This window comes from Methylotenera sp. (assembly GCF_029945535.1).
In the GTDB taxonomy this organism is placed as follows: domain Bacteria; phylum Pseudomonadota; class Gammaproteobacteria; order Burkholderiales; family Methylophilaceae; genus Methylotenera.
In genome coordinates, this window is sequence record NZ_JAQSCU010000010.1 from 505434 (window position 1) to 520359 (window position 14926).

Genomic DNA, 14926 nt, shown 5'->3' on the forward strand with positions numbered 1-14926 from the left:
TAAATATTAAATTAATTCATTAAATCAGTAGGTTGTGAATTGGATTTAAACTGTGATTTGAATAGTGAAATATTTTGTAATTTGTTGACAATGAAGTGTAAATGGCTTGTTTCATCAAACATTCATGACAATTGACCATAAGCTGACAGGCATAAACAGCAGTCATTATGTGTGGCTGTTAGTTTAAGAGAGCTATTTATTGCAGGGGAGGGAGAGCAGAAAGATTAGATTTGATGCTCAGTAAAAACAAGCAATTTGAAGCCATTTTTCATGGCTTCATGGATTAATGTATAAATTTAGAGTTATTTCTCAGCAGCTTTTTTTGAGTCTTCATCAATATGACGTTTGAAATACAAGGCAAACCAAACGCACATTCCTAAAATGAAGACAATAACAGCAAGGCTTTGTAGACCATAATCGGTAGAAAAAAGATTGATAAGCAATTGCATGATGAATACCCTTTCGGCTGAAATTAACAAAGCTATATTGATTAGCTTCTTGTTGTTAATATGCGCCTTAAGGGTTTTACTTACATTGATGCAGGTCAAATGGCATTAATATTAATAAGGCTATTTGCTGAGTGAATTTAATACGTAATAAATTAATCGATTTTTGCTTAAGTATCACGACCCAGCACGCGATTATTAGCTTTGTGTGATTCAATGATGTTTTTGGCGATTAAGGGTAAAACGCCAACAAATATTAGAATGAAAGCTAGCGCTACTACCCCAACAATACTTTTAGGAATGAGTCGCAGCCAGTGCACGTATTCCTGTTGGTTTGGAATCATATCTAACATGCGTATGCAGCCAATGGCATAACCGAGCAGCATGGCCCAAGCGGTATCAGTAATACGCGATTGCTCAAGCCATAAACCAGCCAAGTATATTAGCCAGAAAATCCCTAGCAATATAGCTAGCCACTCAATGCCACCGTCCTTAAATGCGATAGCATGGGCAACAAAAGATAAAAACCAAATCACAACGAGCCAGATTACCCAGAGCGTTGTGATCAGTCCTTTGGGCATTTTATTCTACACCTTGGCTCGCTAAGTAATCTTCGTAATTACCAGTAAAGTCTACAATGCCATCTGCTTTAATTTCAATGATGCGCGTAGCGATTGAGCTTACAAACTCACGGTCATGGCTTACAAAGAATAGGGTGCCTTTGTATTTATCCAAAGCTGTGTTGAGCGCCTCGATAGACTCCATGTCCATATGGTTGGTCGGCTCATCCATCAGCATGACGTTGGTTCTAGCGAGCATCATTTTGCCGTAAAGCATACGGCCTTTTTCACCACCAGATAACACTTTGACTGATTTTTTAGTATCATCGCCACCAAATAGCAGACGACCTAACATGCTGCGAACAACTTGATCATCGTCGCCAGCTTGTCTGAATTTAGTCATCCACTCAAATAAGTCTTCGCCATCTTCAAATTCGTATTCGTGATCTTGTGCAAAGTAGCCGATGTTTGCTTTCTCTGCCCATTTTACTTCACCAAATTTAGGCTGCAAATCACCTGCTAAGCAGCGCAAGAACGTCGTTTTACCAATACCATTCTCACCAATAATGGCCACTTTTTCACCCGCTTCAAACATCATATCCACATCGTTAAAGAGTGGTTTGTCAAAGCTGTGGCTGAGTTTTTTCAACTCAACTGCATTGCGATAAAGCTTTTCGCGCTCATCGTATTCAAAACGAATAAATGGATATTGGCGGCTTGAAGGCTTAAATTCTTCAATTTTAATCTTATCGATTTTCTTAGCGCGGCTAGTAGCTTGCTTGGCTTTAGAGGCATTGGCAGAGAAGCGGCGCACGAAGTCTTGTAAATCTGCGACCATCTGTTTAGCTTTGTCATTGTCTTTGGCGGCTTGCGCACGCGCCGCAGTGCTGGCTTCCATGTAATCATCATAATTACCTGGATACATAGATATTTTGCCGTAGTCCATGTCGCAAGTATGCGTACATACTTGGTTTAAAAAGTGACGGTCATGCGAAATAATGACCATGGTACAGTCACGATTGTTCAACACATCTTCTAACCAGCGAATCGTATTAATGTCCAAGTTGTTGGTTGGCTCATCTAGTAGCAAAATATCTGGGTTAGAAAACAGTGCTTGTACAAGCAGTACACGTAATTTCCAACCTGGCGCAACGGAGCTCATTAAACCATTGTGTTGCTCAATAGGAATACCCACAGCCATTAGCAATTCACCAGCACGTGCTTCTGCCGTGTAGCCATCGAACTCTGCAAAGACGCCTTCTAGTTCAGCTGCACGCATGTAGTCATCTTCAGTTGCTTCTAGGTTTGCGTAGATGGCATTTTTTTCTACATTGGCATTCCACATTTGCTCATGCCCCATCATCACGACATCAAGTACGCGCTGATCTTCGTAAGCAAATTGGTCTTGCTTCAAAAACGCCATGCGTTCATGGCTATCGATTGAAATATTACCAGCACTAGGTGTTAAAACGCCAGCCAGCACTTTCATATAGGTTGATTTTCCGCAACCATTAGCACCAATTAAGCCATAGCGGTTGTTGTCGCCAAATTTAACGGAAACGTTTTCAAAAAGCGGCTTTGCGCCAAATTGCACGGTAATATTGTTGCTAATTAACACGGTTAAATCCTTAAGTGTATTTCTTAAAAGTATAGTTTTCTAAATTAATTTTTCTAAACTAAAATGTATTGCTAATCACGACTTCATTCATGGCGAGTTGGCCGCTACGTGGCTGCGCTTCTTTTAACGCTTTACCGACTACCACAAACATTGCTGGTGTGTGGTCCGCAGGCAGATTAAGCAACTTGCTGACTGCATCAAAGTCAAAACCGTCCATAGGGCAGGTGTCATAACCCATTTCTTTTGCTGCCAACATAATCGTCATCGCAGCCATGCCGCAAGAACGCATGCCTTCATCACGCTGAAGTTGGTCGTTATTTGCGTAATAATGACCAATCATAGGTACTAGAATATCAGAAGCGGCTTTAGGTGCATTTTTCCAGTAACGCTCAGGTTGCTTTTCCCACGCTTTTAAATCTGCGGTAAGCACAATCAGTAATGATGCTTCTTCAACCTGTGCTTGATTCCAACTCACCGCACGTATTTGATGGCGCAATACAGCATCTGTGACCAATACAAAACGCCAGTTTTGAATATTAAACGCTGTAGGTGACAGCATGGCTAAAGACATTAACTGATCAATTTCAGTTTGCGTCATTTTATGGTGCGGGTCAAAACTCTTGACTGAGCGACGTGTTTCAATCGCGGTATTCACGTTCATTTAATATTCTTTCTTTAAAGAGATTTAGTAATTAATGGCCAAAATCTCTAGATTTAAATTGCCAGCAGGGCGTTGCCAACTCACAGTTTCACCAACTTTGTGCCCAATTAATGCCTTTGCAATCGGCGAAACCCAGCTAACTTTATTTAATGTGATGTCAGCTTCATCTTCACCCACTATAGTGAATTGATGAGGCTTACCTTCTTCATCTTCAACATTGACCGTGGCGCCAAATAAAACCGTATCTTTAGGTTGCGTAGTTGGGTCGATTAAAATTACATTTTCCAAGCGTGTTTCTAAGTAACGCAAATCTCGTCTTAAAGGCGCCAAGGTTTGTTGTGTGGCAGGGTCGTCTTTACTTGGTAACAGCGCTTGTTGCTGCTGTTCTAAAACTGTAGCTTGAGTTTGCAACTGTGCTAAGCCAAATGGTGTGACATAGTTAGGGAACTCACTTACCCGACGTTCAGGTAAGTCGGTGCCAGCTCTTTCTACATCATCTTCTTTGACAAAGCCGCGACTCACATTATTCCCATTCGATCGTCGCTGGTGGTTTCCCAGAAACGTCGTATACCACGCGGTTGATACCACGTACTTCATTAATGATACGGTTTGAAACGCGGCCTAAAAGTGAGTAGGGCAACTCCGCCCAGTTTGCTGTCATAAAGTCACTGGTGACAACTGCACGCAAGGCTACAACGTAGTCATAAGTGCGGCCATCGCCCATTACACCTACAGATTTTACTGGTAAGAACACAGTAAAAGCCTGACTGGTCAATTCATACCAAGTCTTGCCGGTAGCTTCGTCTTTGGTATTGCGTAGCTCTTCGATAAAAATCGCATCGGCACGACGGAGTAAATCCGCAAAGTCTTTTTTGATTTCACCTAAAATACGTACACCTAAACCTGGCCCTGGGAACGGATGGCGATACACCATATCAGCAGGCAAACCTAGTGCCACGCCAAGTTCACGTACTTCATCTTTAAATAAATCACGTAGCGGCTCTAATAATTTTAAGCCTAATTGCTCAGGCAAACCACCCACGTTGTGATGGCTTTTAATTGACACCGCTTTTTTAGATTTCGCACCGCCAGATTCGATGACGTCCGGATAAATCGTACCTTGTGCTAGAAATGTAGCACCCTTATGTCCGCCAGTGCCGGCTTTGAGCTTAGCTGCTTCGTTTTTAAATACCTCGACAAACTCACGACCAATGATTTTACGTTTAGCTTCTGGATCGCTCACGCCAGTTAAGTGACCCATGAATTGATCTGTTGCGTCTACGCGAATCACATTCACATGTAAGCGACCTGCAAACATCTCCATCACCAAATCACCTTCATTCAGGCGAAGTAGACCGTGGTCAACGAACACGCAAGTAAGCTGGTCGCCAATCGCACGGTGAATCAAGGCTGCGGCTACACTAGAATCCACACCGCCAGATAAGCCAAGAATGACTTCTTCATCACCGACTTGCGCTTTTATTTTAGCGACAGCTTCAGCAATGTAATCACCCATAATCCAGTCAGGTTTAACGCCACAAATATCTAACACAAAGCGGTTAAGCATGGCTTGACCTTGCTTGGTATGTGTGACTTCTGGGTGAAATTGTACTGCGTAGAATTTACGCGTCTCATCTGCCATGGCTGCAATTGGCGTAGTATCGTTACTGGCAATTACTTTAAAGCCAGCAGGTATTTCAGTCACTTTATCACCGTGGCTCATCCATACGTCGATGAAGCCATGACCTTCAGCATTAGTGCTATCTTGAATATCGCGGAATAGGGCAGAGTGACCGCGTGCGCGTACCTGAGCGTAACCAAATTCACGTTTATGACCAGCTTCAACTTTACCGCCAAGTTGCTGCGCCATGGTTTGCATGCCGTAACAAATGCCTAATACAGGCACGCCAAGCTCAAATACCGCTTGCGGAGCGCTATCAGATTCCTCTTCGTAAGCACTGGCATGGCTTCCCGAAAGGATAATGCCATCGGCGCCAAAGTTACGCACAAACTCATCTGATACTTCGCATGAGTGAATTTCGCAATATACATGCGCTTCACGCACACGGCGCGCGATAAGTTGAGTGACTTGAGAGCCGAAATCTAGAATAAGGATTTTTGAGTGCATAGCGTGTGTTTAATCGAGAAGGTTAAAAAAATACGAGTGGTTAAAATAACCACTCGTATTTCATGCAAGGTTGTTTAGTCAACGCGGTAGTTAGGTGCTTCTTTGGTAATCTGCACATCATGCACATGAGACTCACGCATACCTGCAGAAGTGATTTGTACAAACTCAGCTTTATTGCGCATTTCATCAATTGTTGCGCAGCCTACATAGCCCATAGAAGCGCGTAAACCGCCCATTAACTGATGGATCACCGCAAGTGAGCTACCTTTGTAAGGCACGCGACCCTCAATGCCTTCTGGTACTAATTTATCAGCGCCGCTGTTGGTATCTTGGAAATAACGGTCGCTAGAACCTTTTTGCATTGCGCCGATTGAACCCATACCGCGGTAGGATTTATATGAACGGCCTTGGAATAATTCAATTTCACCAGGCGCTTCTTCAGTACCAGCAAACATGCCGCCTAGCATCACGCTGTAAGCGCCAGCTGCAAGGGCTTTTGAAATGTCGCCAGAGAAACGAATACCGCCATCTGCAATAAATGGCACGCCTGATTTTTCAAGTGCTTTGGCTACGTTCGCAATCGCGCTGATTTGTGGAACGCCGACGCCAGCTACAATACGTGTTGTACAGATTGAACCTGGGCCAATACCTACTTTAACGCCATCAGCGCCAGCATCTACTAAAGCCAATGCAGCGCTGGCTGTAGCAATGTTGCCACCAATCACTTCAATATGCGGGAAGTGTTTTTTAACCCATGTCACACGGTCTAGCACACCTTGAGAGTGTCCGTGAGCGGTATCTACCACAATCACGTCAACCCCTGCTTCAGATAAAGCGGCTACACGTTCTTCAGTACCTTCACCCACGCCAACAGCCGCACCAACGCGCAGTCTGCCTTGAGCATCTTTACATGCGAGAGGGTGGTCAGTTGATTTTTGTATATCTTTAACAGTAATCAAGCCTTTAAGCGTGTCTTCAGCATCAATCACTAAAACACGCTCTAAGCGATGTTGATGCAATAAACGAATCACTTCATCTTTAGGCGCGCCTTCACGCACGGTCACCAATTTACTTCTTGGTGTCATGATGTTTTTAATTGGCTGATCAAGATTAGTTTCAAAGCGTAAATCACGATTGGTCACAATCCCAACGATTTTGCCATTATCCACTACTGGAATACCTGAGATTTTATGCATGTGATTTAATTCAAGCACATCACGCACTGTCATGTGGCTTTGAATCGTAATCGGATCATTTACCACGCCTGATTCAAAACGCTTAACACGTGCAACGTGTGCGGCTTGTTTCATGGCTGTCATATTCTTGTGAATAAAGCCTAAACCACCTTCTTGCGCTAATGCAATAGCAAGTGGCGCTTCGGTCACAGTGTCCATAGCCGCTGATAGAAGAGGGATGTTTAGTTGAATGTTACGAGTGAGTTGAGTGGCGAGTGAAACCTCGCGTGGCAGCACATTAGAGTAAGCTGGCACTAATAAAACGTCATCAAACGTAAGAGCTTGTTGCAGTAAACGCATGCGAAAATCCTTGTACCCAAAACGAAATTATACAGATTTAAGGTCAAAGGCGCGAGTATTAGCTACAAAAATTCTTAAATTGTTAAATACTGTTAGCGGCATACTCATCAGCAGTTAATGCTTGTATCATCAATTTTGAAATATTTTACAAAATGATGACAGTTATGAAAGATAAGCGCCCAAAATTAACAGCACGAGAAATTATTGACAGGTTAGCTGTTGATGATAAAACCTCAGAGCCTTATTACAAGCAACTGATTCGTCATATCGTACACTTGATAGATACTGGAGAAATCGCTCATGGACTGGGTTTGCCATCCGAGAGAGATTTGGCTGATGCGCTCAATTTAAGCCGTACTACGATTAAACGTTGCTATGACGAGCTTAGGCAAACTGGTCTGTTAAGTGCCAATGGCCGAGGTGGAACATCGGTGAATAAGCCTTTTGCAGCAAGCACCCCATTAGTTCGCTTAAAAGGATTCACTGAAGAAATGTTAGAGATGGGCAAAACGCCTTCAAGTCGACTTGAAAGCCAAGAGATTGTCTCGGATAGAACAATCGCCTCGATTTTCCAGCGACCTTCTAACGCACCATTTTTACGCTTGGTGCGTGTTAGGCTGGCAGACGAAGTACCCATGACCCGAGAAGTCGCTTGGTATGATTTAGCTATAGCGCCGAAACTAACTGATTGGGATGCCAAAGGCTCCGTTTACGCTTTTATACAAGATGTTTGTAAAATCAAGTTAAGCTGGGCAGAGCAATCAATGGAAGCCATGTTAAGTTCAGAAGTTGAAACCAAAACGTTTGGTTTTGAGGAAAGCGCGCCATGTTTACTCAAAAAGCGACGACTATATTCAGGTGAAAACAAACTCATAGAATATGTTGAAGGGTCGTTTAGAGGTGATGCATACGTTCATCATATGAAGCTAGATATTAAGTATGATTAAATATATCCTTTAACCTAATTGAATTTAGTCAATATGCTGCAAATAAAGCTTGCTTGAACGAATAACTGGCAATACTATTATTTTAAATTAGTGGTATGTTGAGCTAGATTGCTATGAAGTTACCCAGAAGGATAGGCTATGAGATTACGTATTTTATTATTATGTGTTGTTTTATTGCCGACTTTAGCTTCGGCCGAAATCTATAAATGGAAAGATAACAATGGCACAGTTCGCTATAGTGACGTGCCACCACCATCAAACGTAAAACAAGAATCTTTGTATGGTAAAAAGATTGCTAAACCTACAGGTTTAGCGCCACTAGCACCGGTTGAGGGGGATATGACGGCTGCAATCAATCGCGATAAAGCGGCAACCTCAGCAAAAGATAAAGCCAAAGCTGACGAAAAAGTACCGCCAAGCAAAGAAGAGGCTGCGCAAAAACGCGCTCAAGATGCTGAAAAACAAAAGCAGGTTGATGCACAGAAGAAAGCGGAGTCAGACACTAAACAAGCGAATTGTATCGCTGCAAAACAAAACCTAGCGACATTTACTAATGGCGGTCGAATTGCAAAAACCGATGAAAATGGTAAAAAACAGTATTTAGGTGATGCTGATATTGGTCAAGGCAAAGCAGATGCGCAAAAAGACGTAGAAAAGTATTGCGATTAAACCTAGAGGCGTATTTTTTTAGCTTCAATTGTCCAATTTAAAAGTTTTATATTAGTAACATGAAGTAGTTGTTAAGCTTCAGTCGGTGCATCTCCACCGCCTTTTTTCATCGCCTTTCCATCAGCAACGCGTTGCTTACGTACTTCTTTTGGGTCGGCAATCAAGGCGCGATAAATCTCTACGCGGTCTAGATGGCGCAGAGGTGCATCTAATTTGGTTAGCTTGCCAAAAATACCTACTTTGTTAACAGTTAAATCAATTTCGGGATACTTAGTCATAATGCCCGACGATTTAATAGCTTGTTCGGCAGTTATGCCCTCAGTTACCTTAATTGGGACTATTACTTGCTCTTTAGGCAAAGCATAAGCGACTTCTACAATTATTTCACTGTTGGTCATTTCAATTTTCCATAACTTCTAGCATGTTGACTCTAATAGATTATTTTATATATACGACATCTGCGCGTGCCACAAAGCTATCGACAAAGGTATTGGCAATATGACTAAATACTGGCGCGATGATTTTTTCTAAAAAGCTATTAGCAAATTCATAGCTGAGCATGAATTCTATTTTGCAAGCATCTTCATTTAATTCTATAAAGCGCCATACGCCTTCAAGCTGTTTGAATGGACCATCTTTAAGCTTAATATCCATCGTGCTTGGGTAGGTTTTATGGTTTTCCGTAGTGAATTTTTGGTGTATGCCATGATAAGCAATGTGCAAAGTGGCAATAGTAGACGACTCATCTTGCTTGATTAAATCCACACCGCCACACCATGGTAAAAACGCAGGATACTTGGTCACGTCATCTACCAGCGCATACATGCGGCTTGCAGAATGGTTGATTAGTACTGATTTTTGAACTTGCGCCATGGTTTCCTTAGATGATAGTTTGAATCTACACTTTAAATCCAGACCGTAAATCTTACACTGGTGTTGAAGGCTAACTTGTGTAATCTAACTAGTGCAGAAGTAGAGTAAAATGCTATTTTAAGTCATTCAACAAGAAATATTAAGTTTTATGAGCATTGCACAAAATAAAAAAGCTTTTTTTGATTACTTTATTGAAGATAAGTACGAGGCAGGCGTTGTTTTGGAAGGCTGGGAAGTTAAAGCCATTCGCGAAAATCGCGTCAATATTAAGGAAGCCTATGTCATTATTCAACGTGGTGAGATTTACATTATCGGCTGCCATGTGACACCGCTAGGTGCAGCATCTACACATATTCGCCCTGATGCGATACGTACTCGTAAGTTGTTATTACATAGTGAAGAGATTTTAAAGCTAATCGCTAAGGTGGAGCGTGCTGGTTACACCATAGTGCCGCTTGATATGCACTTTTCAAAAGGTCGCGTGAAAGTACAAATCGGTCTAGCCAAAGGTAAAAAGCAGCACGATAAACGTGATACGGAAAAAGAACGTGACTGGGAACGTGAAAAGGGCAGAATTATGCGGGCGCATAATAAATAAGCTTAAATACAGTCAAGATTGCTAAGTTACTGCATACTGCAGTCATGCTTCTAAATAGCTTAGTTTCAACACTTGATAGCGCCATATTAGCCCCCATGATATAACTGCTGGATTAAATCCACACATATTGATTTTTAATAATTGAATTTAAGGTAACCATGAAAAAGTTTTTAACGTTCTTAATGATTGCACTGATGGCCACGAGTTTATTGGCAACGGTGGCAGAGGCTAAGCGTTTTGGTGGTGGCAGTAGTTTTGGCAAGCAACGGTCTATGCAAAGCCAGCAGCCACGTAAAGCGCAAAATACACAAGATGCGCAAGCAGCACCAGCCACTAAACCAGCAGGTAATAAATGGATGGGCCCATTAGCAGGCTTGGCCATAGGCGCTGGTTTAATGTCGATGTTCTCAGGCGGAATGGGTGGCATGGGCGCTGGTTTTAGTACCATTTTAATGGCGTTGCTGGCTGCAGGCGTTGTGATGTTTTTGATTTCAAAATTCAAAAAACCTCAACCAGCCAATAACTTTAGCCCTTCCACTGTGATGCAATATGCTGGTGAGTCTGCTTATAACACACAAGACTCGCAGTCACAGGCTCGTAGCAGCGCGTCGGGTTTTGGTGCAGCTAATTCTGTTAATAGCAATATTCCACCAGATTTTCCTGTAGATAGTTTTATTCGCAGTGCAAAAGCCTCATTTATTCGCTTGCAGGCGGCTAATGACAATAAAGATAGTAACGATATTCGTGAATACACCACACCAGAGGTGTTTGCCGAAATTACTATGCAAATGCAGGAGCGTGGCAATGCCGCACAGAAAACAGAAGTCATTGCCATTCAAGCTGAGTTACTCGAAGTGAATGATGATGCGGTGTTCTCGGTGGCTAGCGTGCGCTTTACTGGTCAGCTTAGTGAAAACGGTGGCACCCCAGAAAGTATAGATGAAGTGTGGAATATACAAAAACACCTACATGATGAAAATGCTAAATGGTTGCTAGCGGGTATTCAGCAAACAAATCTTCAATAAGCTTGCTTTTAGTAGCATTTAGGATTTTTTCTTCAATATTAAGCCTAGTCAGAAATGACTAGGCTTTTTTATTTTGAGGTGTTGCGCATGTGGCTTGCTAGCGCTAATTTAAAAATAAGAATCCCTATGTTGCCTACCGTACAGAGTGTTTAAGCTTGCAGACGTAACATGCAATCAATTACTCATGCGGTTGAACGCAAACGTTATTTAAATTTTTTAAAATAAAGGCAAACTAATATGAACAATAGTCTTATTCAAATCGCAGTGGTAGCGACCTTAGGTTTAACCGCACTTTCAGCTTCAGCAGAGGATATGTACCGTGGTGCTTGGTATGCTTTACCAGGCATTAGCTATATGGACACTGACAATGACCTAAATGCTGGTAACGGCGGCGGCGCTTTTATCAAGTTTGGTAAAGAAATAAGCCCACGTTGGGATCTTCAAGGTGGTTTAGGTTATAACACCTCAAATGAAAACGGCATTCCGGGCGCGAGCGGTCGATACAAACAGACAACATTGGGTTTAGATGCTTTATACATGTTGAGTCGTGATAAATTTCGTCCATTTGTATTAGTCGGCGCTGGTGTAGCACGTAACAAACTTGCTTACTCTATTCCTGCTCCAAACAATGATTTGAGCAACACTAAAACTGGTTGGATGGCAAATGTGGGTTTAGGTGCGCAATATTTAGTGAGCGACACTTTTGGTTTGCAAGCTGATCTACGTCAGCAATGGAGTCGCGCTAAGGGTGGGTTAGATAATAATTTGGATGGAACGAATGTTAGCCATAGTGAAACAATCAGCAATACCTTGTTAAGCCTAGGTGGCATTTTCCGCTTTGGTGCACCAAAGCCAATGCCAGTAGTTGCAGCGGCTGAGCCAGTCTCTGCGCCATATGTAGCTCCTGAACCAGTAGTTGAAGTAGCGCCAGCGCCGGCTCCTGTAGCCGCAGTTGAACCATGCAAGCCAAAATTTGAAACTGTTACCATTTCAGCTGAAAAGTTATTTGGTTTCGACAAATCTAAATTGCAAGAAGGTTCTAAGCCTATCCTTGATGGTGTTGTGGCTAAACTTAAAGAGCATTCAGAATTTAAATTGGTGATGGTCAGTGGCTATACGGACCGTATTGGTTCAGAAGCTTACAATCAAAAGCTTTCAGAGCACCGTGCTAATGAAGTGAAAGACTACATCGTTTCACAGGGCATAGACGCAAGCCGCCTGCAAGCGATTGGCAAAGGTGAATCAGAAGCAGTGGTTGACTGTAAAGGCGTTAAAGGTAAAAAGCTGGTTGAGTGTTTAGCACCTAACCGTCGTGTTGTAATTTTAGATGAAGAGCAGCATAAAGTTGAAGGTCAGGCAGCTTGTAATTAAGTTTTAGCTTGCTTCTAAATTGGCGGTTTTAACAGTTATGATAGTGGTGATGCGACTCAGCAGAGTTGCATCACCATTTCCGCTTATTAATCAATTGGGAAAAATCAATGGATATTAAATCAATCATCGAGCTAGCTAACGCTGCATGGAATAAGGCGTTAAACAGCAGAAACATAAAGGCGCTAGCTAGCCTTTACAGTGAAAATGCTACTGTATCTCCAGGCAATGGGACAACCCTCGCAGGACGCAGCGAAATAGAGGCCTTGTTTAATAGCTTTGTAGAAAATGGTGTGCATAATCATACTTTAGAGATTATTGAATGTGGCGGATCAGACAAAGTCATCTACCAAGTTTCTAAATGGCATGCAAACGGTGTGGAGTCATCCTCTTTTGGTGGCATTACGATGAGTGTGCTAGAGCAGAGTTCAGACGGACAATGGCACACAAACTCACACGTGTGGAATATGCAGAGTTAGTGGCTGCCGTTAATTGCCTTCATGCACGACATGGGGGTGATTAAGGAAAGTGAAAGTGCAGTAAAAGTGACTATAAATTTGTAGGGTGGGTAACTTGTTACCCACCTGTTTTTTTGGGGTGTACGATAGATATAATAGACCGCAAATGTGAATCATGGGCGGTGTACAATACCGCCCATGTCAAATATCCCCGCACTACAAACCCTACACGACGTTTTCGGCTATTCCACGTTTCGCGGTGAGCAACAAGCTATTGTTGAACATGTCACGTCTGGCGGCGATGCGTTAGTATTAATGCCGACTGGCGGCGGCAAATCTTTGTGTTATCAGCTGCCAGCTTTGTTGCGTGAGGGCGTTGGTATTGTCGTATCGCCACTCATTGCGCTGATGCAAGACCAAGTGGATGCACTTAAGCAGCTTGGTGTACGAGCGGCGTTCTTGAATTCTAGTCAAGATGCCGATGAAGCGCGTGAAATCACCGCACAACTGATGCGTGGACATTTACAGATTGTATATGTGGCGCCAGAGCGCTTGCTAATGAGTAGTTTTTTATCGTTGTTAGACGAAATAGAGGAGGGCGCTGGCATTGCACTATTTGCTATTGATGAGGCGCACTGTGTATCTCAATGGGGACATGATTTCCGCCCTGAATATCGTAAACTTACGGTGTTGCATGAGCGCTTTCCGCATGTGCCACGCATTGCACTCACAGCAACGGCCGACGCGCCAACACGTGCGGAAATTGTTGAGCGACTTAAGCTTGAAGAAGCGCGCCAGTTTGTTTCTAGCTTCGATCGCCCAAATATTAAATATCGCGTCACCCAGAAGGCTAATGCACGCCAACAGTTAGAGGCCTTTTTAGATACAGAGCACGCGAATGATGCGGGCATTATTTATTGTTTAAGCCGTAAAAAAGTAGAAGAAACCGCCGAATGGCTAAAATCACGCGGTTGGGATGCATTGCCTTACCATGCGGGTTTGGATGCTAGCGTACGTAACCAAAATCAGCGCCGGTTTTTACGTGAAGAGGGCGTGATAATGGTCGCCACCGTGGCGTTTGGCATGGGCATAGATAAACCCAATGTGCGCTTTGTGGCACATTTAGATTTACCCAAAAGTATGGAAGGCTACTACCAAGAAACAGGTCGGGCAGGGCGCGATGGCTTGCCTGCTAACGCTTGGATGACCTATGGTTTGGGCGACGTAGTCAGTATGCGAAAAATGCTGGATTCAGGCGATGCGCCAGAAGAACGCAAAGCAGTAGAACGACAAAAACTAGATGCCTTATTGGGCTTTTGTGAATCTACCAGTTGCCGCCACCAAACTTTGCTGCGCTACTTCGGTGAAACACACCCTGGCAATTGCGAGCAATGCGATAACTGCTTAAGCCCAGTCGATACATGGGATGCCACACAAGCCTCTCGAATGGCGCTTTCATGCGTATATCGCACAGGGCAGCGCTTTGGTGTCGTGCATTTAATCGATGTTTTGTTGGGCAAAAGTACACCAAAGATTCAGCAATTCAACCATCAAAGTCTAAGCACATTCGGCATTGGAAAGGGCTTAACGCAATCACAATGGAGTAGTGTTTATCGACAGCTAGTCGCAGGCGGTTATTTAGAAAGTGATATTGAAGCTTACGGCGGCTTAAAGTTGGCTGAATCTGCAAAACCTGTACTAAAAGGCGAAGCCGAGGTGTGGTTGCGCCAAGATGTAGAAGTCGTTGCCACTCGTAAAGTCAGCAAGGCCGAACGTGGAACGCGTGCCAAAGAAGGTTATGAAGAGGTGGCTGATGATCCGCTATGGCATGCACTCAAAGCCAAGCGCATGGAACTCGCCAAAGAACAAGGCGTGCCGCCTTATGTAATCTTCCACGACAGCACGCTGCTAGAAATACTCAACCAAAAACCGGGTAGTCTCACTGAAATGAGTCAGATCACAGGCGTTGGACAAGCCAAGCTTGAGCGATATGGCGATGCATTTTTAGAGGTGCTAGAAGATAGATAAAATATTGAGCGG

Annotated in this window: 16 protein-coding genes; 7 read left to right on the forward strand and 9 right to left on the reverse strand. The window is 43.2% G+C overall.

Annotated features, from left to right (window positions below; translation table 11 throughout):
• Window positions 1–302 precede the first annotated feature (302 nt).
• The 7 genes from PSU72_RS05430 to guaB all read right to left on the reverse strand — a co-directional run bounded on the left by PSU72_RS05430 (window position 303) and on the right by guaB (window position 6948).
• The gene (locus tag PSU72_RS05430; protein WP_300431307.1) at window positions 303–449 is read right to left on the reverse strand and encodes a DUF3149 domain-containing protein; all 147 of its coding nucleotides are present in this window, start codon (window positions 447–449) and stop codon (window positions 303–305) included.
• Window positions 450–616: 167 nt separating this feature from the next.
• A complete protein-coding gene (locus PSU72_RS05435) occupies window positions 617–1027 on the reverse strand; it encodes a hypothetical protein (RefSeq protein WP_300431308.1) in 411 nt (136 codons plus the stop codon).
• 1 nt (window position 1028) lies between these two features.
• The gene (locus PSU72_RS05440; protein ID WP_300431309.1) at window positions 1029–2624 is read right to left on the reverse strand and encodes an ABC-F family ATPase; all 1596 of its coding nucleotides are present in this window, start codon (window positions 2622–2624) and stop codon (window positions 1029–1031) included.
• A gap of 58 nt (window positions 2625–2682) precedes the next feature.
• Window positions 2683–3285 (reverse strand): nitroreductase family protein, encoded by a 603-nt coding sequence (locus PSU72_RS05445; protein ID WP_300431310.1) that lies wholly within the window; start codon window positions 3283–3285, stop codon window positions 2683–2685.
• 24 nt (window positions 3286–3309) lie between these two features.
• Window positions 3310–3807, reverse strand: a complete 498-nt coding sequence (locus PSU72_RS05450; protein WP_300431311.1) for a GreA/GreB family elongation factor — start codon at window positions 3805–3807, stop codon at window positions 3310–3312.
• 1 nt (window position 3808) lies between these two features.
• Window positions 3809–5413 (reverse strand): glutamine-hydrolyzing GMP synthase, encoded by a 1605-nt coding sequence (gene guaA, locus PSU72_RS05455; RefSeq protein ID WP_300431312.1) that lies wholly within the window; start codon window positions 5411–5413, stop codon window positions 3809–3811.
• Between the two features lie 74 nt (window positions 5414–5487).
• Complete coding sequence (gene guaB / locus PSU72_RS05460) at window positions 5488–6948, reverse strand: IMP dehydrogenase (RefSeq protein ID WP_013147835.1); 1461 nt, start codon at window positions 6946–6948, stop codon at window positions 5488–5490.
• A 152-nt stretch (window positions 6949–7100) separates the two neighbouring features.
• On the opposite strand from guaB, the gene PSU72_RS05465 reads away from it, so the two are divergent.
• Window positions 7101–7895 carry a GntR family transcriptional regulator gene (locus PSU72_RS05465; protein ID WP_300431313.1) on the forward strand — a complete coding sequence of 265 codons (795 nt, stop codon included), beginning with the start codon at window positions 7101–7103 and terminating at the stop codon, window positions 7893–7895.
• A 138-nt stretch (window positions 7896–8033) separates the two neighbouring features.
• Window positions 8034–8564, forward strand: a complete 531-nt coding sequence (locus PSU72_RS05470) for a DUF4124 domain-containing protein (protein WP_300431314.1) — start codon at window positions 8034–8036, stop codon at window positions 8562–8564.
• A gap of 71 nt (window positions 8565–8635) precedes the next feature.
• On the opposite strand, the gene PSU72_RS05475 is transcribed toward PSU72_RS05470, so the two are convergent.
• Together PSU72_RS05475 and PSU72_RS05480 are read right to left on the reverse strand one after the other, a co-directional pair.
• Entirely contained in the window at window positions 8636–8962 is a 327-nt protein-coding gene (locus PSU72_RS05475; protein ID WP_300431315.1) for an RnfH family protein, read from the reverse strand.
• A 40-nt stretch (window positions 8963–9002) separates the two neighbouring features.
• Entirely contained in the window at window positions 9003–9437 is a 435-nt protein-coding gene (locus tag PSU72_RS05480; protein WP_300431316.1) for a type II toxin-antitoxin system RatA family toxin, read from the reverse strand.
• 148 nt (window positions 9438–9585) lie between these two features.
• Here PSU72_RS05480 and smpB point away from each other — a divergent pair, with 148 nt between their 5' ends.
• The 5 genes from smpB to recQ all read left to right on the forward strand — a co-directional run bounded on the left by smpB (window position 9586) and on the right by recQ (window position 14914).
• A complete protein-coding gene (smpB, locus tag PSU72_RS05485; RefSeq protein WP_013147840.1) occupies window positions 9586–10035 on the forward strand; it encodes an SsrA-binding protein SmpB in 450 nt (149 codons plus the stop codon).
• Between the two features lie 158 nt (window positions 10036–10193).
• Window positions 10194–11060: a TIM44-like domain-containing protein gene (locus PSU72_RS05490; RefSeq protein ID WP_300431317.1), complete on the forward strand. Its 867-nt coding sequence runs from the start codon at window positions 10194–10196 to the stop codon at window positions 11058–11060.
• Between the two features lie 237 nt (window positions 11061–11297).
• Window positions 11298–12431 carry an OmpA family protein gene (locus PSU72_RS05495; protein WP_300431318.1) on the forward strand — a complete coding sequence of 378 codons (1134 nt, stop codon included), beginning with the start codon at window positions 11298–11300 and terminating at the stop codon, window positions 12429–12431.
• 107 nt (window positions 12432–12538) lie between these two features.
• Window positions 12539–12907 carry a DUF4440 domain-containing protein gene (locus PSU72_RS05500; protein ID WP_300431319.1) on the forward strand — a complete coding sequence of 123 codons (369 nt, stop codon included), beginning with the start codon at window positions 12539–12541 and terminating at the stop codon, window positions 12905–12907.
• Between the two features lie 177 nt (window positions 12908–13084).
• Window positions 13085–14914: a DNA helicase RecQ gene (recQ, locus tag PSU72_RS05505; RefSeq protein WP_300431320.1), complete on the forward strand. Its 1830-nt coding sequence runs from the start codon at window positions 13085–13087 to the stop codon at window positions 14912–14914.
• The last annotated feature ends 12 nt before the right edge of the window (window positions 14915–14926 follow it).